Source organism: Halomonas sp. AOP7-E1-9 (assembly GCF_052376035.1).
GTDB classification, from domain to species: Bacteria; Pseudomonadota; Gammaproteobacteria; order Pseudomonadales; family Halomonadaceae; genus Vreelandella; species Vreelandella citrativorans.
Map to the genome: position 1 here is coordinate 152,918 of NZ_JBQSVC010000004.1, position 21,597 is coordinate 174,514.

21 protein-coding genes and 2 pseudogenes are annotated in these 21,597 nt (G+C 53.9%); 11 read left to right on the plus strand and 12 right to left on the minus strand.

The features are described from left to right. Positions 1 to 363 precede the first annotated feature (363 nt). Together ACT3R4_RS04205 and ACT3R4_RS04210 are read left to right on the plus strand one after the other, a co-directional pair. Positions 364 to 1,455 (plus strand): helix-turn-helix domain-containing protein, encoded by a 1,092-nt coding sequence (locus ACT3R4_RS04205; protein WP_192526793.1) that lies wholly within the window; start codon positions 364 to 366, stop codon positions 1,453 to 1,455. Beyond that, positions 1,430 to 1,918, plus strand: a complete 489-nt coding sequence (locus ACT3R4_RS04210; RefSeq protein WP_192526792.1) for a PIN domain-containing protein — start codon at positions 1,430 to 1,432, stop codon at positions 1,916 to 1,918. Before ACT3R4_RS04205 ends, ACT3R4_RS04210 begins: the two co-directional genes overlap by 26 nt. A 129-nt stretch (positions 1,919 to 2,047) precedes the next feature. Here the strand turns inward: ACT3R4_RS04210 and ACT3R4_RS04215 are convergent, their stop codons facing one another. After that, positions 2,048 to 2,212, minus strand: coding sequence for a JAB domain-containing protein (locus ACT3R4_RS04215; protein WP_441316934.1), 165 nt, complete (start codon positions 2,210 to 2,212; stop codon positions 2,048 to 2,050). 130 nt (positions 2,213 to 2,342) lie between these two features. Continuing rightward, positions 2,343 to 3,221: a YicC/YloC family endoribonuclease gene (locus ACT3R4_RS04220; RefSeq protein ID WP_441677618.1), complete on the minus strand. Its 879-nt coding sequence runs from the start codon at positions 3,219 to 3,221 to the stop codon at positions 2,343 to 2,345. A gap of 129 nt (positions 3,222 to 3,350) precedes the next feature. On the opposite strand from ACT3R4_RS04220, the gene rph reads away from it, so the two are divergent. Next, positions 3,351 to 4,088, plus strand: coding sequence for a ribonuclease PH (rph, locus tag ACT3R4_RS04225; RefSeq protein ID WP_441677616.1), 738 nt, complete (start codon positions 3,351 to 3,353; stop codon positions 4,086 to 4,088). A 71-nt stretch (positions 4,089 to 4,159) separates the two neighbouring features. On the opposite strand, the gene ACT3R4_RS04230 is transcribed toward rph, so the two are convergent. Beyond that, positions 4,160 to 4,927 carry an exodeoxyribonuclease III gene (locus ACT3R4_RS04230; RefSeq protein WP_172118705.1) on the minus strand — a complete coding sequence of 256 codons (768 nt, stop codon included), beginning with the start codon at positions 4,925 to 4,927 and terminating at the stop codon, positions 4,160 to 4,162. Between the two features lie 141 nt (positions 4,928 to 5,068). On the opposite strand from ACT3R4_RS04230, the gene pyrE reads away from it, so the two are divergent. Further along, a complete protein-coding gene (gene pyrE, locus ACT3R4_RS04235; RefSeq protein WP_193056925.1) occupies positions 5,069 to 5,734 on the plus strand; it encodes an orotate phosphoribosyltransferase in 666 nt (221 codons plus the stop codon). Here pyrE and ACT3R4_RS04240 read toward each other — a convergent pair whose 3' ends face one another. Beyond that, positions 5,735 to 6,205, minus strand: a complete 471-nt coding sequence (locus tag ACT3R4_RS04240; protein WP_193056952.1) for a tRNA (cytidine(34)-2'-O)-methyltransferase — start codon at positions 6,203 to 6,205, stop codon at positions 5,735 to 5,737. 76 nt (positions 6,206 to 6,281) lie between these two features. Between ACT3R4_RS04240 and rep the strand changes: the two genes are divergently transcribed. Continuing rightward, complete coding sequence (gene rep, locus ACT3R4_RS04245) at positions 6,282 to 8,351, plus strand: DNA helicase Rep (RefSeq protein WP_441677614.1); 2,070 nt, start codon at positions 6,282 to 6,284, stop codon at positions 8,349 to 8,351. Positions 8,352 to 8,403: 52 nt separating this feature from the next. Here the strand turns inward: rep and ACT3R4_RS04250 are convergent, their stop codons facing one another. After that, positions 8,404 to 8,865 (minus strand): c-type cytochrome, encoded by a 462-nt coding sequence (locus ACT3R4_RS04250; RefSeq protein ID WP_441677612.1) that lies wholly within the window; start codon positions 8,863 to 8,865, stop codon positions 8,404 to 8,406. Between the two features lie 411 nt (positions 8,866 to 9,276). Then, complete coding sequence (locus ACT3R4_RS04255; RefSeq protein ID WP_193056923.1) at positions 9,277 to 10,176, minus strand: GNAT family N-acetyltransferase; 900 nt, start codon at positions 10,174 to 10,176, stop codon at positions 9,277 to 9,279. A 117-nt stretch (positions 10,177 to 10,293) separates the two neighbouring features. On the opposite strand from ACT3R4_RS04255, the gene ACT3R4_RS04260 reads away from it, so the two are divergent. The 4 genes and pseudogenes from ACT3R4_RS04260 to ACT3R4_RS04275 all read left to right on the plus strand — a co-directional run bounded on the left by ACT3R4_RS04260 (position 10,294) and on the right by ACT3R4_RS04275 (position 13,028). Further along, on the plus strand, positions 10,294 to 10,974 hold the full coding sequence (locus tag ACT3R4_RS04260; RefSeq protein ID WP_193056922.1) for a response regulator: 681 nt from the start codon (positions 10,294 to 10,296) through the stop codon (positions 10,972 to 10,974). Between the two features lie 56 nt (positions 10,975 to 11,030). After that, positions 11,031 to 11,786 (plus strand): annotated as a pseudogene (locus ACT3R4_RS04265) (sensor histidine kinase N-terminal domain-containing protein); the annotation flags it as partial. Between the two features lie 24 nt (positions 11,787 to 11,810). Continuing rightward, on the plus strand, positions 11,811 to 12,326 hold the full coding sequence (locus tag ACT3R4_RS04270) for a sensor histidine kinase (protein WP_441676455.1): 516 nt from the start codon (positions 11,811 to 11,813) through the stop codon (positions 12,324 to 12,326). Between the two features lie 99 nt (positions 12,327 to 12,425). Then, positions 12,426 to 13,028: a CBS domain-containing protein gene (locus tag ACT3R4_RS04275; protein ID WP_087110219.1), complete on the plus strand. Its 603-nt coding sequence runs from the start codon at positions 12,426 to 12,428 to the stop codon at positions 13,026 to 13,028. A 130-nt stretch (positions 13,029 to 13,158) separates the two neighbouring features. Here ACT3R4_RS04275 and nhaD read toward each other — a convergent pair whose 3' ends face one another. The 3 genes from nhaD to ACT3R4_RS04290 all read right to left on the minus strand — a co-directional run bounded on the left by nhaD (position 13,159) and on the right by ACT3R4_RS04290 (position 17,684). After that, positions 13,159 to 14,625 (minus strand): sodium:proton antiporter NhaD, encoded by a 1,467-nt coding sequence (nhaD, locus tag ACT3R4_RS04280; RefSeq protein ID WP_172118710.1) that lies wholly within the window; start codon positions 14,623 to 14,625, stop codon positions 13,159 to 13,161. A gap of 1,083 nt (positions 14,626 to 15,708) precedes the next feature. Next, entirely contained in the window at positions 15,709 to 17,100 is a 1,392-nt protein-coding gene (locus tag ACT3R4_RS04285; RefSeq protein ID WP_441677610.1) for a DEAD/DEAH box helicase, read from the minus strand. Further along, positions 17,097 to 17,684: a VspR family transcription factor gene (locus ACT3R4_RS04290; RefSeq protein ID WP_441677608.1), complete on the minus strand. Its 588-nt coding sequence runs from the start codon at positions 17,682 to 17,684 to the stop codon at positions 17,097 to 17,099. Before ACT3R4_RS04290 ends, ACT3R4_RS04285 begins: the two co-directional genes overlap by 4 nt. Positions 17,685 to 17,782: 98 nt before the next feature. Between ACT3R4_RS04290 and ACT3R4_RS04295 the strand changes: the two genes are divergently transcribed. After that, positions 17,783 to 18,010, plus strand: coding sequence for a helix-turn-helix domain-containing protein (locus tag ACT3R4_RS04295; protein WP_441677606.1), 228 nt, complete (start codon positions 17,783 to 17,785; stop codon positions 18,008 to 18,010). Between the two features lie 235 nt (positions 18,011 to 18,245). After that, a complete protein-coding gene (locus tag ACT3R4_RS04300; protein WP_441677604.1) occupies positions 18,246 to 18,620 on the plus strand; it encodes a histone-like nucleoid-structuring protein, MvaT/MvaU family in 375 nt (124 codons plus the stop codon). 151 nt (positions 18,621 to 18,771) lie between these two features. On the opposite strand, the gene ACT3R4_RS04305 is transcribed toward ACT3R4_RS04300, so the two are convergent. From ACT3R4_RS04305 to ACT3R4_RS04315, 3 genes and pseudogenes are all read right to left on the minus strand, one after another. Beyond that, the gene (locus tag ACT3R4_RS04305; RefSeq protein ID WP_441677602.1) at positions 18,772 to 19,209 is read right to left on the minus strand and encodes a HEAT repeat domain-containing protein; all 438 of its coding nucleotides are present in this window, start codon (positions 19,207 to 19,209) and stop codon (positions 18,772 to 18,774) included. Between the two features lie 367 nt (positions 19,210 to 19,576). Beyond that, positions 19,577 to 20,728: pseudogene (locus ACT3R4_RS04310) on the minus strand (IS91 family transposase). Further along, on the minus strand, positions 20,721 to 21,578 hold the full coding sequence (locus ACT3R4_RS04315) for a tyrosine-type recombinase/integrase (RefSeq protein WP_441677736.1): 858 nt from the start codon (positions 21,576 to 21,578) through the stop codon (positions 20,721 to 20,723). The pseudogene ACT3R4_RS04310 and the gene ACT3R4_RS04315 overlap by 8 nt, the downstream one beginning before the upstream one ends. Between the last annotated feature and the right edge of the window lie 19 nt (positions 21,579 to 21,597).

Here is a 21,597-nt window from a genome sequence, read left to right on the forward strand (position 1 = left end):
ACGAAGACGTGCGCGCCGTTGAAAAGGTGCCCTATCGCTTGATGGAGGAAGAGCCCAAGCTTGGCTACGGTGACCAGAATTCAGGAAACATGCTCATCTAGGGCGATAACCTCGACGCTCTTAAGGCACTGCTGCCCTACTATGCTGGGCAGGTTAAGTGCATCTATATCGATCCGCCATACAACACCGGCTCCGCTTTCGAGCACTACGACGACAGCTTCCTTGTCTCTCTCGCAGTAGTTTTCTAGTAAGGAAGCCACTATATGTAGTGTCTCTATGTTTAAACCTACATATTAGGTTGACAGGCGCCAACCCAATCACCATATTGTCAACTTAAACCACCTTAAAATAAGGTAGAAAATCATGCTGCATGATCGTATACATCGTGCGCGTGTCCTTAAGAATATGACCTTGCAGCAATTAGCCGATCTGCTGGGGGGCATAACCAAGCAAGCTCTGTCGAAATATGAACAGGGCAAGGACGCGCCCAATTCGACTCGCTTGATCCAACTAGCGGACGCACTTGGGGTTAACCCTGAGTATTTTTTCCGTTCAGACTCAGTAAAGCTGGGAAAAGTAGACTTCCGTAAGCACTCTGCCTTCGGAAAACGCCAGCAAGAAGCCGTCAAGGAGCAAGTGCGTGAGCACCTTGAGCGCTATTTAGCGGCAGAGAGCCTGTTCCAAACCGGCCAATCACCTGATGAATTTTCCAAATGGCATCAGCGTTTTTCCGTATCCAATATCGATGAGGTTGAACAGGCAGCTAATAAACTGCGCGAAGAATGGCAGCTTGGGCTAAACCCCATTGCCAATCTGACTGAAACCCTGGAAGAAAATGGCATTAAAGTCGTCAGTCTTCAGGCTCACGAGAAATTTGATGGGCTTTGCGCCCTCGTCAACGATGGCGCGGATGCCGTTATTGTCAGTAATACTGAGCGTCCTGGTGAACGTCAGCGTTTTAATCTCGCCCATGAGCTAGGACATTTGGTTATGTCATTACCTGAGGAGCTTCATGGCACTCGGGATGAAGAAAACTGGTGCCACCGCTTTGCTGGGGCGTTTCTCTTTCCTGCAAATCAAGTGCGCGTCACCTTTGGTGAGCACCGCAAACGGGTGCTGTTCCAAGAGTTTCTTTTGGCCAAGGAGGAGTGGGGTATTTCTATTCAAGCCACTTTGCGCCGATTATATGACCTGGATATCGTTAGTTCGAGCTTTTATCAGAGCACTTTTCGCCTATGGTCGATGAAGGGTTTTCGAAAAAGTGAACCAGGTCGACAAGAGCCTGAAAAATCCTATCGCCTGAAGCAATTGGTTTACAGGGCGCTGGCTGAAGGACTGGTTACTCCTTCAAGAGCAGCGGAGTTACTCAGTGTAAGCCTCGGCGAGATTGAGGAAATAATGGCAAACGGACAGGCAGGTGACAGTGAACATGTCAGCGAAAATTCTTGTCTCTGATACCAATATCTGGATAGATCTTCACCGCAGTGGCCTGCTTGAAACCGTGTTTGCCCTACCTCACCAGTTCGTCACCACCGATTTTGTGTGGCGGGAGTTGAAAAAGCCCCCTGGCCAAGAGTTAACGGGATTAGGCCTTGTAGTTGAGGCATTCAATGGTGAGGAAGTTGCAACGCTTTTTACGCTACGCCAAACATTGGGTAATTCCTCACTAGCGGATGTGTCGTGCTACTTCCTAGCCAAGGAAAGAGGCTGGACGCTGCTGACCAATGACGGCGCGCTCAGAAAATCAGGGCAACAAAGCAAACTAGAGGTTCGTGGTGTACTTTGGATATTAGATGAGCTGGAAGCTCATGCCTTTCTTTCGCCAAGCCAACTGGCCGACTCTTTGGGATCAATGCTAAAAGCGGGTGCCAGGCTACCGGAAAACGAGTGCCATCAACGACTAGGCCGATGGCGGTAAATACGGCGCTCAAGATGACGTCTCAGAGCAGGCAAAAGGCTTCTTGTCGGTTATGAATATTAGCCAAAACAAACAGCTCAACAGATGGGATCGCCCCCCAGGAGCGGCGCCACATTTAGAGTTAATCAGTTACAAATATCCCATCTTCGCAAATGACTTACACCCATCACTTCCCACCACTACATGATCAATCACCTTAATATCCATCAGCCCCGGAGCTTCCTTTAGACGCTCATTGATTTGCCTATCTGAGCCACTTGGTTCTGGGTCACCACTGGGGTGGTGGTGTATCAAGTATCACGGCAGACGCGTTGTAGGCCAGCGCGGCTAGCACTTCTCGCGGATAGACGCTCGCGGCGTCAATGCGGGTTTAATACCCACCTAGCGGTGGCTTAAGCTGGATCATGGTAGACAAGCGTCGACATCACTCAATATTCTGAATCTGCTCACGCATCTGCTCAATCAGCACTTTAAGCTCTACCGCACAGCGGGTGCTTTCGGCCACAATGGATTTGGATGAAAGCGTATTGGCTTCGCGGTTTAGCTCCTGCATCAAAAAATCCAGACGGCGGCCTTTAGGACCGGCTTGAGTGAGCTGGCGGCTGACTTCTTCAACATGGGCCGTGAGACGGTCGAGCTCTTCGTCTACATCGGCTTTTTGGGCAACCAGTACCAGCTCAGCTTCCAGGCGCTGGGGGTCGAGTTCCGTTTTGGCTATATCCAGACGCTCCAGCAGTTGGGCACGTTGGCGCTCTAATAGCTGGGGTAGCAGGCTTTTGACGGTTGCGACCTGTTCGCTTACCGCGGTAAGGCGCGTGCTAATCACTTCGGCAAGTTTGCCGCCTTCACGGGCTCGGGCATCGATGAGTTCCTCCAGCGCTTGCTCAAACAACGTTTTGGCAGCGGCTTTGATGGCGAGCTGATCCAGGTGTTGGGTTTCCATCACGCCAGGCTGGTTTAAAAGCTCAAGTGTGGTGGGCGGTACGGCGCTGGGCACGTGCTGCTGGATAGTCGTAAGTGCATCAGAAATCGCAGCCAGGCGTGCAGTATTTACCGTAGGGGCCTGTACGGTTTCTGAGCTTTCAAAGCGTATGCTGCACTCTACTTTGCCTCGCGCCAAGCGGGTTCGCAGGGCTTCACGGAGTATCGGCTCGAGATCGCGCAGGCTTTCATGTAGCCGAAAATGCGGTTCCAGGTAACGCTGGTTCACCGAGCGAATTTCGACGTGCAGCGTGCCCCAGGAAGCAGCCTCCTCAACACGGGCAAAGGCGGTCATGCTGTGTACGCGACGTAAAGTGGCCATGGTGATTATCCTTTGAGAACGCGTTTTCCTCAGTCTACCCGATAAGGGCAGGCTTGAACGTTAAGACGTGTACAATGGAAGGCTTTTCCTAGTTATGCGCTTTTTGTGAAGTGCTTTTTGTGAGGTGCTATGCGTCCTGAAGTTGTTCGCCCCAGTGGTCGCGAGGCCAACCAGCTGCGTGAGATCCGCCTGACCCGCGACTATACCCGTCATGCGGAAGGCTCCGTACTGGTTGAGTTTGGCGATACCAAAGTGCTGTGTAATGCCAGCGTAGAAATGGGCGTACCGCGCTGGCTGCGCGGCAAAAACCAGGGCTGGATCACCGCAGAATACGGCATGCTGCCCCGTGCGACCCACTCACGCAGTGGGCGTGAGGCGACACGTGGCAAACAGGGTGGCCGCACGCTGGAAATTCAGCGCTTGATTGGTCGGAGCCTGCGGGCAGCGGTCGACCTGAAAAAGATGGGCGAATTCACGGTCACCGTGGACTGCGATGTCATTCAGGCAGACGGCGGCACGCGTACTGCATCAATTACGGGTGGCTGTGTCGCGCTGGTGGATGCCATTCGTTATCTGCAGCGTGAGAAGAAGATTAAAAGCGATCCTTTCAAACAGTTGGTCAGCGCGATTTCAGTGGGTGTCTATAAAGGCATGCCGGTGCTGGATCTTGACTACCCCGAGGACAGCAAGGCCGATACCGATTTGAACGTGGTGATGACCGAAAGCGGCGAGCTGATTGAAGTACAAGGCACAGCTGAGGCAGGCGCGTTTAACCGCACGGAGCTAAACGCCATGCTGGACCTGGCCGAAAAAGCGGGTTCTGAGCTACTTGAGCATCAGCGTGAGGCGCTGGGTATTCGCGGTTAGGCCGTTTAATCGCCAACGCAATGAGCCGACCATGGTCGGCTCATTGGTTAACGACGACGCGGGAAAGATGCTTAAAGGGCGAGATCGTACTCGACAATTAGCGGGGCGTACTCGGAGAAAGTTGCCTCTTTATCGATCCATGCGTCGACCACGTGACGACGGAAGTTGGGACCGACTAACTGATAATCGATCCGCCAGCCTTCCTGACGGCTGCGTGGCACCTCCTGGTCAAGCTTCGGCCACCAGGTGTATTCACCAGCATCGCGATTGATTTCGCGGAAGGTGTCGATAAACCCTGTTGGGCCGAGCACCTGATCCATCCAAGCGCGCTCTTCGGGGCGGAAACCGGAGGTGAGCTGGTTATCCGACCAATTGGCCAAATCGACCGTTTTATGGGCCACATTCCAGGTACCACAGATGATGTATTCGCGACGTTTGCGCGACATCTTCGTCAGGTACTCCTGGTACTGCTCCATAAACGCCTGTTTGGCTTTCTGGTCGCTGCCATCAGGCATCAAAAAGGTGGCAATGCTGAAGCGGTCATAATCCGCCTGCAGAAAGCGCCCTTCATGATCGCACTGCGGAAAACCCAGGCCATACATGATCGCCTTGGGGATTTTGCGGCAGTAAAGCCCAACACCGGAGAACCCATCTTCTTCTGCATCCAGGAAATAGCCTTCATAGCCTTCCGGATAAAGAATATGGTCACCTAATTCAAAACTTTTTGCCTTGATGTTCTGCACGCAGACCACATCGGCGTCCTGCTGAGCCAGCCAGTCCAGGAAGCCACGGTCGACGGCATCACGTATACCATTAACATTGATGCTGGCAATTTTCATAAATCGTCCCTTTTGCGTCGCTGCTGTATGATACCCGACGTTTAGACGTTTGGGTAAAGAGACCAACCATTTCTTGCTATTTACCTGCGTTTTATTGTTGCCTTCAGGCTGACATGCACCCACCGCCTAATGAGGAACGCCGTGGCTACCACTCTACAATCCTATCAGCGCGAATTCATCGCCTTTGCCATTGAGCAGGGCGTTCTCAAGTTTGGTGAGTTTACGCTTAAATCTGGGCGAGTAAGCCCTTACTTTTTTAACGCTGGGCTATTCCAGACCGGCCGCGCGCTGGCCAAGTTAGGCCGTTTTTATGCTCAGGCCATTGTCGACAGCGGTTTGAAAGCCGATGTGCTGTTTGGCCCAGCGTACAAAGGCATTCCACTGGCGGCAGTGACCGCTGCGGCACTGGCGGATCATCATGACCAGGACATGCCCTACGCGTTTAATCGTAAGGAAGCCAAAACCCACGGCGAAGGCGGCAACATTGTGGGTGCGCCACTGGCGGGCGATATCCTGATCATTGATGATGTGATTACCGCCGGTACGGCCATCCGCGAAGTCATGAGCCTAATTGAGCAAAGCGGCTCCCGGGCAGGCGGCGTAATCATTGCCCTGGACCGTCAGGAGCGCGGCCAAGGCGAGCAGAGCGCCATCCAGGAAGTCCAGGCCGAGTATGGCATGCCAGTGGTGAGCATCGTCACGCTTGAGCAAGTGCTTACTTACCTTGAAGAGCATGCTGGTGGCGAAATGCTCGCCTATGCAGAAGCCGTGCGCGCTTATCGTGACCGCTATGGTATTGCCGCCTAGCTAAGTAGCAAGTGCGCCAGCAAAACCTTGCTGGCGCCACGCTTCATAGCTCACAATAGCCACCGCGTTGGAAAGGTTTAGGCTGCGATTATTGGGCTGCATGGGAATGCGTAGCTTTTGGGCGTCTGGCAGCGCCTGATGCACCTCGGCAGAGAGACCAGCCGTTTCAGAACCAAACAGCAGTACATCGCCAGCCGCAAAGTCTGCCTCGCTGTGGGGCCGTGTACCCTTGGTGGTAATCGCCCAGATACGTCGCCCCGGCATGGCGTTTTGAAACGCAGCAAAATCAGCATGACGCGTCACATTAGCCAGATCGCGGTAATCAAGCCCAGCACGGCGCAGCTTTTTTTCTTCAAGATCAAAGCCCAGCGGCTCGATTAAATGTAAACGACAGCCATTGTTGGCTACCAGGCGCATGATATTACCCGTATTGGGTGCCATACGCGGCTCAAACAGCGCTACTTCAAACATCACCACCTGCCTATCCATGTTATGCGCGTAGAAACGCCTGATTGTAGATGAAAAACCGCCAAGGATAACGTGCCTAATGACGCCCTCGCCCCCGCAATCCATTCTTAGCCGCATTAAAGGCCTTAACCCGCGCCAGCAGGAAGCCGTGCGCTACATTGATGGCCCCTGCCTGGTATTAGCGGGCGCGGGTTCCGGCAAAACCAGCGTTATCACCACCAAGATTGCGTATCTGGTTCAGGAATGTGGAATGAGTGCGCGCCGGATTGCGGCGGTCACGTTCACCAACAAAGCCGCCCGCGAGATGAAAGAGCGCGTAGGACAAATGTTGAAAGGCAAGGAGGGTCATGGCCTTACCGTCTCCACCTTTCACACCCTGGGGCTTAATATTATTCGTGGCGAGCTGAAGACGCTGGGGTACAAGCCGGGGTTTTCGCTGTTCGACCCGGAAGATGCCAAGGCGCTGCTGCGTGACCTGATGAACAAGGACGCCCTGGTCGACGCCGAGCAGATAAATGCCGTGCAGAGCAAAATATCCACCTGGAAAAACGACCTGGTGTTGCCCAGCGACGCGCTTTCATTTGCCGCCGATGACGATGAACACTTTGCTGCTCGAGTCTATGAAGCCTATAACCGTCATCTAAAAGCCTACAACGCGGTAGATTTTGATGACCTGATCCTGCTGCCCGTCGTGCTCTTGAAAAACGACGCTGAGGCACTGGCGCGTTGGCGGCGCAAGATTCACTACATGCTGGTGGATGAGTACCAGGACACCAACGTGTCCCAGTATTTGCTGGTGAAGCTTTTGATGGCCGAGCGCTCGACCTTTACCGTGGTGGGCGACGATGATCAGTCAATCTACGCTTGGCGCGGTGCACGTCCCGAGAACCTGATCACGCTGGGCGAGGACTTTCCGCGCCTAAAGGTGATCAAGCTGGAGCAGAACTACCGTTCGACCGGGACAATTCTACGCGCGGCCAACACGCTGATTGCCAATAATCCGCACGTCTACGATAAAACCTTGTGGTCGGATATGGGCGACGGTGCACCGATTCGGGTGATTGTGAATCGCCATGAAGAAGCGGAGTCTGAACGCGTAGCCAGCGAAATGTTGACCCGGCGTATCAAGGAAAAGGCTGAATGGCGCGACTTTGCCGTCCTTTATCGCGGCAACTTTCAGGCACGGCTTTTAGAACTCAAGCTTCAGCATTACCAAATTCCCTACAAGCTGTCCGGCGGCACGTCGTTTTTCTCGCGTAATGAGATCAAGGACGCCATGGCCTACCTGCGCTTGCTGATTAATCCTGCCGACGATAACGCCTTTTTGCGAATAGTAAACGTACCGCGCCGTGAGATTGGCCCAGGCACGCTTGAGAAACTAGCTAACTATGCCACCGAGCGGACGATTTCCCTGTTTGCAGCGTGTCATGAAATGGGCCTGGAGCAGACGCTGCCCACCCGCGCTGTCGAGCGGTTAAGCCGGTTCACCCACTTTATTGACGGTGTGCGCAAGCGCATGGATCAGGGCGATGCAATTGCCGCCATCCGCGACATGCTGCGGGATATGGATTACGAGGCGTGGCTTTATCAGAACGCCAGTGCGCCGACTATTGCTGAACGGCGTATGGCTAACGTGTGGATACTGATCGACCAGTTGGAAAAGTCGCTTAACCGTGACCCGGAAGAGGATACCGCCTCAGAGGCGACCGAAACCGACAGTGTGGAGGCGGCGATTTCCCGGCTGGTGCTGCGCGATATCCTGGAACAGCAGGCCGAAGAGGATGACTCAGACCGCGTACAGCTGCTCACCATGCATGCATCAAAAGGGCTTGAGTTCCCGCATGTTTACCTACTGGGCCTTGAAGAGGATCTGCTGCCCCACCGCAATGCTATTGAAATGGGCACCGTGGAAGAGGAGCGCCGCCTGGCCTACGTGGGTATTACCCGGGCGCGGCGTACGCTCACGCTCACGCTTGCCCGCCAGCGCAAAGCCTACGGTGAGCTGATGGATTGCCAGCCCAGCCGTTTTCTGGATGAACTGCCTGGGGAAGACCTGGAGTGGGAAGGTCGGGCGGATAAAGAGGACCCGGACAAGAAGCAGGCGCGCGGCAAGGATGCAATTGCCGGGTTGCGCTCTCTGTTGGGGTAACGACCAGACCAAACTACCCACAGGTGAATCACCGAAACCGCTTGTGGATAGGTTATTCAACCTCTTCGATCATGTAATCGACCGCTGCCCTGATCTCATCATCGCTGAAATTAAACCGGCCGCCCTTGGGCGGCATCGCGCCAATCCCCTTAATGGCGTTGGCGTAAAGCGTGTCAGTGCCTTGAGCAAGCCGTGCGGTCCAGGCGGCGTTATCGCCCGTTGCCGGAGCGCCCGCAATGCCTGCCGCGTGGCAAGCGCCACAGCCTGCCCTGGCATACAGCGCTTCACCATCGTATTGGGCGGCGATATCTTCCGATTCAGGCTCCTCTGGCAAGGAAGCATCAGGTTCAGGCTGGGCCACCGCACGTTGGCATGTTTGCCCTTGCAGGCAGAGCTTGCCAACTGGCGCAAGGCGCTCGGCAAGCGCTGCATCCTCGGCCTCCGCATCAGCAAGCGCGGCGCTCGATAGCACTCCTAACGCAACTATCCCGCCCAGTATACATTTGAAATTCACCCTGCCCCCTTGGCATTTATCGCCATAATAGCGGCGTTTAATCCTGTATCGATAACCGTGTTCCAGGAAAATATACTAGGAGATAATATCTTTTTTTTCACAGATAGCCAGAGGGCGATAGGTGAGAGTCACCTATCGGGTGACGTAATAACAAAAGGGTCTAAACGGTGATTTAAAGGCCTACCTACGGTTAGAAGATCAGCTTAAAGACGCCCGTAAGAGTAAGAAGCCCCACGGCAAAAATAAAGATGATAATCCACAGCAAAATTTTCATAACGTTTCCTCCATGAATAAAAGAAGCATTCCTCAATACCACGCTCACAGTATAGAAGAAAAATTAAAAAAGCAGGCTTAATGTTACCTTTCGAACAGAGAAATTCTCGTGCTTCATCATGGGCTTGAAGCGGTAAGCTAGGCATTTTTCCAGGCAAGCAGGCGCTGCTCGGCATAACCGATGAACCCCGCCTGTTGATAAAGGCGCCAAGCGGGCGTATTGCGAGCATCGACGGTCAATATCATCTCGTTTGCCCCTTGGTTAATTGCCAGGTTAAAAGCCGCAGTTAACACGTTTCGACCGATGCCCTTACTGCGCCATTGCGCCGTGACGCCCATTAATAAAAGCTCCCAGCAGTGAGCCGACCGCGGCGCTAACAGCAACACGCCCACCTGCTCATCGCCCAGGTTAACGCTGTACCAGTGGTTCGGCGCCGTAGGTGCCTGGTCATAAAAACCGGCTAGCAGCGCTTCGCTGGAAAGTGATTCTCGCAGTGCTGGGCAGTCCAGCGAGCCTTGGCTAATGGAACCGATCAGGGCGGTTTGCGCGGCGGCGCTTAGCTCACTAAAAGGCGCTAGCCGAATTGGTGAATCCGTTGAAGGTACCGCCTCCGTGCCCGCCAGCGTAATGGACAAATAGTGTAGCTCAGCCAAGCGCACCATATTATGCGCAAGCAGCGTTGCCTCCCACGCATAGTGGCTGGGCGGCAAGACCACGTGGCAAAGCGTTATTTCCTGCGCGGTTACCCAATCATGAGCAGCGCTTAGTAAGGCTTGGCTTGCTGGATCATCCTGGCAAGGAAGCCATAGCTGTGCGGTGGCGTGAGCGAGCGGCTGCACCCACAGCGCACCGCTAATACGGCCGTGCTGCTGATAGACCCATAGCCCGTCCCAGGCTGCCTGCGAGGCTGATGTTAAGGCGGTGTGCAGCGTCGATTGCAAGGACGGCTCATGCACCGCCGCCAAGTGAAGCAGGGCTTCCCTACGCTGCGTTGAAGGGCAAATACTCACAAATGCACTATCGACCGTCGGCTTCATTAGTAATCAGGGCGCCACTGTGTTGCTTTCGTTGATGTTAATCCTGACTGACTCCCCCTAACGATGCTACCTTTTGTTACTTCTTACCGGGCCGTTGCTACAGGAGTGACTAACACCATGCGCATACTGCTGGTTGAGGACGACGCCAGCTTGTCTTCGGGCATTCGCCTGGCGCTCAAGCCGGAACACTATACGGTTGATCACCTGGATAACGGCAATAGCGCCCTTATGGCACTAAAAGAGGCTGAGCCGTTTGATGCTGTCATTCTCGATTTGGGCTTGCCGGGTTTGGATGGCCTCCACATTATCAAGACGGTACGCCGCCAAGGCAGCCAAATTCCGATATTGGTACTCACCGCCCGCGACGGTATCAATGACCGCATAGCAGGGCTGGATGCTGGGGCCGATGATTACCTGGTCAAGCCCTTTGAAGTGGAAGAGCTCAAGGCCCGTTTACGGGCACTGCTAAGGCGTAGCCAGGGGCAATTGGATAATTACCTGGAGTGTCGCGGCATCCGCCTAGAACCGCTTACCCTAAGCGTCAGCTATCAGGATAACGTCATTACCCTTTCACGGCGCGAATTTACCCTGTTGCAGGAATTTATGGGCCACCCGGGCAGGGTCTTTACCCGCGATACACTGACCAGCCTGATTTATGGCTGGGATGAGGATGTCGAGAGCAACGCCATTGAAGTTCATATTCATCATTTACGGCGCAAGCTGTTCCCTGAGGTGATTCGCACCGTACGTGGCATTGGCTATGTGATGGATAAAGCGCCGCCGGGAGGCGAACAGTGAACTCTATCCGCCGGCGAACCTTAGGGCTCACACTGCTGCTGTTTCTACTCAGTATTATGGTCATTAGCGTGGTTAGCTACCGTTACGCCACGCACGAAATTCAGCAGTTGCACGATGCAAGCCTTGCCCGTCACGCGCATCTTTTGGGTGAGCTCATGCAGGCGCCTATTCCGCCCGCGTATCAGCAGGCACTTCTGCAAAGCGTAGAAAATACGCTGCAAACCAAGCAGCGCAATCCTGAAGCGCTCGTCTTTCAACTGTGGGAAGGCGATGAACTACTGCTGCGCTCAACCGATGCACCATTAGCGCCGCTTGCCGTATCGCAAAGTGGCTACACCCGGCAACAGTACCAGGGGCAAACGTGGCAAACCTACACGCTTTCGCTTGCCGAGGGGCGCAGGGTCATTGTGGGTGAGCGTGACGATATCCGCTTACGTTTGGTCAGGCGGGTAGCGCTGCGTACGCTGCTGCCCGAATTTATGGGGCTAATCGTCTTAACGTCTTTATTGTGGTGGAGCATCGGTTGGGGGCTTTCACCGCTGTCGAGAATGGCAGAGCAAATCCGCAACCGAGACCCACATAATCTTCAACCCCTTAAGCTTGCGCCTCTGCCGTACGAGCTGGCGACTATTTCCGGTGCACTCAATCGCCTGTTGATGCGCATCCAGCGTTTACGCGAGCGCGAAAAACGTTTTATCGCCGATGCCGCCCATGAACTGCGTACGCCGCTTGCCGTACTCGACCTTCATGCCCAAAACGCCTTGGCCGCAGAAAGCCCACAGGACCGTGAGGAGTCGCTTCATTATTTGCGCCAAGGCGTTGCCCGTTCGACACATTTGGTCAGCCAGCTGTTAACGCTGGCAAGGCTTGACCCGGATGAAACAAGCCTGCCATTACGCCCTGTTGATGCGCTGTTTGAGGTACGTGACGCGCTGGCCAAGCTACTTCCCCTCGCCCAGCAACAGCAGCAAACGCTGCAGCTAGAGGCCGATGAACAAGGCCAGTGGGCGTTAAACGAAGTCCCTGGCACCTTGGGAACACTCGTGCAAAACCTGGTGGGCAACGCCATTCAGCACTCTCCCCCTCAAGGAACTATCCACGTGCAGCTTAAGGCGGAATTGAACACCATTATTTTAGTGGTGGATGACCAAGGCCCGGGGATTCCTTTATCAGCCCGCAAGGCTGTTACAGAGCGCTTTCACCGCGCAGGCCCCGGCGCTGGGTCAGGATTGGGGTTATCCATTGTGGAGCGGATAGTGGCGCAGCATGCGGGCAGCCTGGTATTTGATGATGCGCCAGGGGGCGGTTTGCGCGTACAGGTCACGCTTAATCGCCACAGCGGCCAAAGTTAGTTTTCAAGCCTTAAGGTTCCGATAAGAATTAACTGTGACTCTGAGGGTACCAGGCTGATTGGCAGTAAGCAGTTGGCCAAATAAAATGGAGGTTCCCTGATGAATCAAGTGGCTTTTGCACCCAAAACGTTAATTAAATTCAGCGCCGCTCCACGCCTTAAGTCGCCGAGTGCCAAGCGGTTAACGACTGAAAGTTCAGCGCTGGATGTACTTACCGACTTTCAAACGCTGAAACCTCATTCAGTCGCCGCCGACACGCCTGTTGACGAGGCGCATCTCAAAATGCGTTATAGCGGTGTGCGGCTTCTGTTTGTAACCGACAAAAATGAGCACTGCATCGGTATTCTTACCGCCAAAGAGTTGATCGGCACACGCCGTATTAACCTGGCCATGCAGCAGCGCAATCTTGACCGCGACGAAATAACCGCGGATATGATCATGACCTCTTGGGATAAACTCAGTGCGATGACGCTGGAACAGCTCTCGGCGCTGACGATTGAAGACCTTGTCCTGGTCATGGAAGACGTGACTGAACAGCACCTGTTGATCACTCAGTACGACGACCATAACGCACTGACCATTCGTGGCTTAATATCAGCCACCGATATTCAAAACACTGTGGGTAAGCAAGTCAGTACAGTGGTTCCCGTCGCGAGCAGCTTTGCCGATATTTGCCAAGTGATTACCGGTCACGACCTGTAAGTTTAAAAGTATCCGTTAGCTGTTGTTAAACGTATTTATCATCTAAAACGCCCCTTACCAAAAACGGTAAGAGGCGTTTTTTAGTGTTCTATCAATAACGTGTTAATCCCTAAAGATTAACACCTAACCACTAGAACATGGAGGCGTTGATAAATAAGTGTGTCGCTACACTCGCGGCATAACCCAGAAAAATAGCCGGCACCCAGCGCAAGTGAACCATAAAGGTATAAATACCCCGTGCCTGGCCCATCAAGGCAACGCCAGCCGCTGACCCCATGGCGAGCAGGCTTCCCCCAACACCAGCGGTAAGCGTAATCAGCAGCCAGTTGCCTTCAGACATATCGGGCGCCATGGAAAGCACGGCAAACATGACTGGAATGTTATCCACCACGGCTGAAATCAGCCCTAACACAACGTTAGCCCAGATGGGATTCCAACTGCCATAGAGCGTTTCAGACAGCAGGCTTAAATACCCCATAAAGCCAAGCCCGCCCACACACAGTACGACGCCGTAGAAGAACAGCAGCGTATCCCACTCAGAACGTGCGATACGGCTAAAGATATCAAACGGCACCACGCTGCCTAATTGCTCCAGCTTCTTCCAGTCGCCGCGGCGTGAATAACGTACCCGTTTACGCTCTAACGAGCGCGGCAGGCTGCGCCGCAGGTAGTATCCAAAGAACTGCAGTAGTCCTAAACCAAACATCATGCCCATTGCAGGCGGCAGGTGCAGAACCGAGTGGCAGAGTACGGAGATGGCAACGGTCAGCAAAAACAGCGCAATGATCCGGCGTGCGCCCCGCTTGAGCCAGACGTTTTCAGTAAGCGCTGCCGGTTGGCGGTTAACAATAAAGAAGTTCATGATGACCGCAGGCACCATAAAGTTAACGATAGCGGGTAATAACAGTACAAAGAAGCCGCTAAACGGCACTTGTCCTGCCTGCCAAACCATCAGCGTAGTGATATCCCCAAAGGGGCTAAATGCGCCGCCAGCATTGGAAGCCACCACCACGTTGACGCAGCATAGGCTAATAAACTTGTTATCACCTTCAGCCACTTTCAGGATTACCGCGCACATCAGCATAGCCGTGGTCATGTTATTGGCTATCGCAGAAATACCAAATGCGAGAAAACCGGTAATCCAAAAAAGGCTGCGGTAGCTAAACCCTTTACGCACCAACCAGGCACGCAATGCGTCAAATATACGCCGCTCTTCCATGGCGTTGATATAGGTCATCGCCACCAGCAAAAACAGCAATAGTTCGGTGTATTCGAGCAACGTTTCCCGAAAAGCGATTTCTGCCTCTTCAGGCATACCGGCCTGCACATACACCCATGCCACAATGGCCCAAATAAGCCCCGCCGCTACCAGAACTGGCTTGGATTTACGCATGTGGAGAAGCTCTTCAGACATTACCAGAGCATAGGCAAGTACAAAGATACCCACACACGTAATACCGGCAAGAGAGAGCGTTAAATTCAGTGGGCCAGCAGCGGCATAAGAGAGGGAAGGAAAGACAACAGCACAGAGAGCAATCAACAACCAAGCGACCCGGCGAGCTGAGAGCCGAGGTGCAAGGACGTTTTGTGGTTTCATGACAGCGTGATCCTGACAGATGTGGGGGGAGAGCGTGGCACCATGATAAGCACGCTAATAAACTGCTGCAACGCAGCGCCGACTCACAAGGTGCGCCTAATTGTCGCACCTTGTAACGCTGTTTTATAGTGTCCGAACAACTTATTACATTTGCTCATTCAATGGGCCATACGCTTCTTTTTTCAGGACAGCAGATCACAGGAATAATGGCTGTTAAAAAATCAGATCGTCGTTCAGCCGCTATAACAATGCTGGTATTACTTAAGACAGGATGCCAGTGTGTGTAACGCCACCGTATTTTTATTTCTAGTTGTATCAATCGTTAGTATCGTTAATAAACACGCTCTCACTAACGCGATAGTACGCTGGATAAGTCCCCCATGTACTCAAAGAGCAAATACCCTCCTGTAAAAGACCATCAAACAAAAAAGGAGCCCGCTGATGGATGCATATTTAGACAATATCCATGACATCTTGCAAAAACTTAAGGATTATCTGGAGGGGAATGAAGATGAAGTGATCGCTACGACTGCCGTATCGTCAAATTCCATGACGTTTTGAAAAACCCGGATGAGTACGGCCTAACTGAGCTGGAGAAAAGCCAGTTGCCGCATTTGGAAGAAAAAGTGTGGCACACGGTACTCTCGCCACTTGCGAGGCTCGAAGCGAACGAAAACGTAGAGCAATAGGCGGGTAACACTGAACATCATGCTAACCAGCAAACCATTCTCGCCCCTAAAGGTTGGACACTTCATCCAACCTTTAGGGTATTGCCGTAAGAGCATTCAACGAACCGTTTGTGGGATGGTAATAAAGTTGGTAACAAATCACTCCTGAAAGCCCCATTTCCCGGCAAAAAATACCCATGCTGAAAAAATAAAGATGGTAACTAAAGCCAAGGCGCCTCCTTCAGAATGCATTTTTCATACGAATAAAGTTGGTAACTTTCCATTTTTTCATCTCTTAGGTCCTGAATTCAAGAGACAAGTTCAGCACAGTGGCACCTTGTATGCCGTATACGAAAAAGTCTAAAATTTCGTTTAAAATCAATTGACTATACCACTGGCAGGGTTCAGTGTGGTCCTATAAGCAGGCGAGCAGGACCTGTCGATAATGGTGAGAAAAACTTACCTGGTAGCATGGCGTAACAGCGAATTTGCACTCAAGCCCATCTGATGAAGGGCTGCCCTCCAAGACACCGAGCTCACCCGTTGATTTGTCACCAGGTTCATTTGTGGTTCCACTTTCACCACGGCGCTGATCAGAGTGTGTTGAAGGAGGCTGTATCTGGCTCAGTACCGCCAGATCCTCCGGAAGGTCCTGTGCGATACGCTCGGCGAAACAGCGAAGCGTGGGCTCTGCCAGCATAAAGAGCCAAGCTTGTTCATCGTTCTCCCCTATGCGTCTCAGTACCCGTCCCAACACCTGACGATAGTGCAGTTCTGTGCGGATACGACTGAGATAACAGCACACCTGAAGGCGCGGGATATCCGTCCCCTCGCTGATCATTCCTACCGCCACGATCCAGCGGCAATCACTGTGCCGAAACGTGTCGATCACCTGTTGGGCACCCGGAGTCTTGTTAGTCACCACATGACACGCCTCTCCCCGCGTCTCTAGTACTAGGGAGACTTGGTGAGCGTGATCAATATCGCTAGTAACTACCAGGCCCGCTGCATCCGGCTTGGTGCGCCGAATCTCATCCAGCCTCTCACAACCCAGTCCCAGTATCTGATGTATCACATCATCGTGACGCAACAGGTCATCATAAGTGATAGGTGACTCCCCTAGCAGCGCGGCGATACTAGGAAAGAACTTTACGGTGCTTTCAGTCTCCAGCGCTTCGGTGAGCTGTACCTTCTGGTTATCCAGCAGAGCAATGCGTGGGGAGCGGCAGACCCCATCGGCGATGGCCTCTTTCAGACCATAACGATAGTCACAGATCAGTTCCCCCTCTGGAGAGGAATACCGCGCAAGGGCAATGGCCAAGTCATCAGAGCGCCACGGGGTACCCGAGAGCGCTAATGTATAGGCAGCACGATCCTGAATTCTCTGCAGGATTTGCTGCCCCCACGCATTGCTCAATAGAGGATCATGTCCGGCGCAGTGGTGGATTTCATCAAACACGACGAACACACGATACTCATCGAGCAGCTGCCAGAAAGTATCATCTCTGTGCTCCATAGCCTGATAGGTGTAAGCGCCGCCAACGGCACCGACAAGGCCATCGAGCCGCTTATCCAGTACTTCCGCGAAGGTCGTCCGAAACCCGTCCACAACCTGACACGAGGGCGCGAAGCAGAGCACCAGGTCAATCTTGTTCTGTTCAAACAGACATTGAGCGAGAGCCGCTGCCATACGTGTCTTACCGGCACCCGGTGTTGCCTGGCAAAGGAAGTGCGGAATAGTAGCGAAATGGATCAGCGCTGCCTTGATGCACTGGTGCTGCCATTGACGAAGTGCAGGCAATGTCATGCCGAAGGCAACATATTGATCGTTTTCTCTATCGCTTGGACATGCCCCAACAAACGCGAGCTACGGTCCCTTGCCTCGCGGTATTCGCTCTCTACGTGATTCCGAAGATGTGGCATTTCATCGAGCAACTGCTTGTAACGCTCTGCCTCCCCCACGGATGCCAGAAAATCCAGGCGGACTTCTTTGAGAGTTGCCTCCAAGCGCTCGTAAGCCCCGGTCTCGGCTTCGGAAAGTGTAGCGGCCAGCGCTGGCTCAGGAGAAACCGGCTCCGCTTTACGCGTGGATTTTTGGCTTTTCTCAAATCCGTTATCGACCAATGTCAGCTGCAAGTGCTCAGGCATGGGGCACTGATGATAGATCTGGCCTCGCTTGCGGCGCTCCTCGTCAGGGGTTAGCCAACCAACCCGGAGCATACGGCGAATCTGCTCATACACATACCGGCGAACATCGGTAGTTTTATGAGGTATGCCCTCAAGCTGAGAGGCGTAGGCATCCCGCATTTCCCGAGTGGTGAATTGAGCGAACCTCTCATCCTGCAGTAGCTCATATATGCGTCTGTCGAGATTGAACGAGTTGCTCTTCATGGCAAAATCCGAAAAAAAGGCGTAATGAGGATTATAATCCGTGGCCTGATTGTCCGCAAACATCTGATAGTGCCGCCTTCAATGAAATTGAGGCGGCCATGGATCATTTGGCGAAAGCATTGGGGGAGCGTATTCGGTGTCAGAGGAAGGTCTGCGGGCTATCCCAGGATTCTATGGCGCTGGTCTGCAACATCGACCGAAGCTACGTCGGGCGGATCGAGCGAGGAGAGGTCAATATCACCGTTGAGAAGCTCTACCGGATCGCAGAGGTGCTAGCTTGTGATCCCGCATCACTTCTTCCTGAAGCCAAGGATATGCAGAATTGATCTTATAGTCTGCATTGGCACACTTGGCTCTGAATCAGCCTATATTTTCCTTACCATCTCCCTATAAGGAAATGTTGGTTTTTGTCAACTCTGACCTACTGAGTTAAATCTCATAGCATCAAATACGAACCATCGTGCAGAATCAGAGCTGAGAAACATCATTACAAAGGGCTTGAATTGATTGACTCAACCATCGGCATCATAATTCCTTACTACTTACCAGCATGAGGATTCCATGTCTATTCTCACCACCTATATTCAGAAAGAACAGCAACTCAAACAGGTTCAGGAAGAGCTGGATAGACTCAAGAGTGATGATCGCTTAAAGGCTGAATTTCAATTCAAAGGTGAACTTGAAGCTCTGATGCTTGAGTTCGACAAGTCAGCTGCCAGCGTTATCAGCCTCCTCGATCCGCAGAAGCCTCCCCAAAAACCTTCTAGCTCTAAAAGCGGTGGTCGCCGCGCTAAGCGAAAACTAAAAATTTACAAGAACCCTAACACCGGTGAAGTGATAGAGATCCGAGGCGGTAACCACAACATACTGAAGGCGTGGAAGCGAGAGCATGGCTCAGAAACCGTTGAAGAGTGGTTGGTGAGGACGGAAGACTAGCCCAGTTTACGCCCTGTCATTATATTTCTGGCAGGGCTGCTTTCGGCCAGAAGCGGACGTTCAGCCATAGCTGATTAACGCCCGCCATAAACGGCGCGAGCTTGCGAGCGTCCGGCGACCGAAGGGAGCCAATTTAATGGCATTGTTATGTTCATTTTTTAGGCAGTGACTTCAACACATTGTCCACCCACTGATTAAATTTACCGCTCTTTTCAAAGGAGTAGATATCGAACTCCTCAGGGTACATTGCCCTGAAATTTTCGTTGAATTCTTCCGGCGTGAACTCTTCATTGAGAGAGTCGCGAACTCTACCAATTTTCTTGTTGATATCTTTAACCAAGTGACCTTTCTTTTTTCTAGGGAGCTTTACATCCTCGCCAAATGCTTGAAGCTTCAAAAAGGCGGCATTCTGAACAGCGTAGACTTTATCATTGATCATTAAGCGCCAAAGAATATCTTTTGACTGCTGGCACTTATGCTTCCCCAAGGCCTCTACGGCAGACTTTCTGTTCTTATAGCTAGTTTTATCGCCAGCCAATTTCTTTATCTCTTCAATGTTGGCTGGGGGTTCTGCTGTAAAATCACTCATTGAGTTCTCCTTCGGTGCCGCTGGGCACGCTGAACATAACTGTTCAGCATTTCTTCGCCGTGCGCAGCATGGCGTATAAATGCCTGTTGGACTAAGCCGCCCATCAGGCTGCTACGCCGCTTCTATAGGGTATTGTATTGGCCGGTGTGCAGCACGAACCATCAGGGCGCGTGGGCGCGGCTCTGTTGTGACGCGTTCTTGCAGTGATGCTGACCATGATCCCAGTTCCCATCGGACCCAACCTGCACCAACGTAGCGTGCCTAGTGGACAAAATCCAACGTCAGGACGTGCGTAACCGCAGCCCGCTCTCGGGCCGAGTAGCCGAGTCCGTTATCTGATCGAGTCCGTTGTGTGCCTGGCGTCACCTCATACTCGATAGTGTTGCGCCCTATGATAAGTGGGTCGGTTACGTATGGGGCGCCGGGGCGTGAGGCTCCCGATCACCCGCAGTGTCGGTTGCCCGCAGTGCGGACAGATGTAGATCGGATCCGGGTCGCCGGCGGCGGTCTCGGCCACCGGTGCTGTTTCTGCGACCGCCAACGCTTGGCGGATCTGGGCCAGGCGTCGCCGTCGGCAGCGATTGGCCAGAAAGCCGTAGTGGCGGACCCGCATCAGCCCCTTGGGCAACACGTGGAGCAGGAAGCGGCGCACGAACTCCTCACCATCGAGGACGAGTGGTTTACGCCGGTCACGGTCGCGGTAATCCTTGACGCGTAGGATCACCTGGTGGTCGTCCACGGCGAGAATGCGGGCGTTGCTGATGGCGATTCGGCGCGTGTAGCGCGCCAGGTAGCGCACCACCGTCTCGATGTGGTCGAGACAGTCCCTGCTGTAGACCACCCACTCGGTGGCCATCAGAGTGTTGAGCCGGTCATCGACGTCACCGGACCGGGTGACCCGGTGGAGTTCGCCGGCAGTGGCGGCCTGACGCAGGGCACTAACCATGTGCCCGCGAAAGTGGCGCGACAGAGCCCGCACCGGGAACAAATAGTGGCTGCGCGCCTCGTGCCAGACACCATCGTCGCCCAGCGCACCACCAGGGACCAGGCAATGCAGGTGCACGTGCTGGCTCAGGTTCTGGCCCCAGGTGTGAAGCACGGCGCTCATGCCCATCTCGCCGCCGAGACGCTTGGGATCGCGACCGAAGGACCTGAGGGTGTACCAGGCACTCTGAAACAGCAGTCGGTAAATCACCTTGGGGTGAAGCTGGACCCAGCCGTTGAGGGTGTGCGGCAGGGTGAACACGACGTGGTAGTAGCTCACGGGCAGGATATTCGCCTGCTGACGTTCGGTCCACTGGTGCATGGCGCGGCCCTGTCACTGAGAGCAGTGGCGATCGCGACAGCCGAAGTAGTGGGGCTGGGTGTGATCGCAGTCCGAGCACTGCAAGACCGTCCCGCCCATCGCTTCGGTGCGACAGGCGAGCAGATGGCGGCACACGTGTTGGCGCTGGCGATCGAGGCCGGCCGGGTCGAGAAAGCGACTCAGGGCCTGCTGGAGAGTGGCGGACTCAGTCATGGCCCACCTCCAGGCCAGCCACCAGGTCGATATGGCCCTGGCTCGCCCCTTGCTGACCCGGCAGCCAGTGCAGGTAGCACATCGTCGACGGGATGCTGCGGTGGCCCAGCAACCGCTGGAGCTGATGGACGGGCATGCCCTGTTCCAGGACATGGGTGGCATAGGCATGACGCAGGCTATGGATGCCACCGATGCGCTCGACCCCCGCCTGCCGCTTGGCTTGGGTAAAGGCCTTCTGCGGTGCGCTCGGATGCAGCGCGCGATCCGGGAACCGGGCACTCGGAAATAGCCAGGTCAACGGCCGGTAGGCACGCCAGTACTCGCGCAAGCGATCGAGCAGGGTCGCCGATAGCAGCACCATGCGATCCTTCGCGCCCTTGCCCTGAGCGATACGCAGCTGACCACGCTGGCTGTCGATGTCACTGACCCGCAGGTGGCAGACCTCGCTGACGCGCAGTCCGCAGCCGTAACATAGCTCGAGCATCATGCGATGCTTGGGATTGTGGCAGGCAGCCAAGATCCGCCTGACCTCGTCGCGGGTCAGCAGTTCTGGAGTTCGCTGCGGTGTCTTCGGCACCACCGGCGATACCTCAACCGAAGGCCAGTGCAACACCTGCAAATAGAGGAACCGCACGCCGTGCAAGTAGACGCGGCAGCTGGCGGCGGACAAGCCGCGCTCCTGGACGAGATGATTGAAGAAACGTTGCAGGTCGTCGCTGCTCAAGGTGTCCGGCGGGCGGTGGAAATAGCGCGCCAGGTCCGTGATCACCGTCAGGTAGGTAGTGTGGGTGCGTTGCGAGAAGCCATGCTGCCGCATGGCCTCGATCATCGTCTGTCGCAAGGCAGTCATCGTCGTCACTACTGTTCAT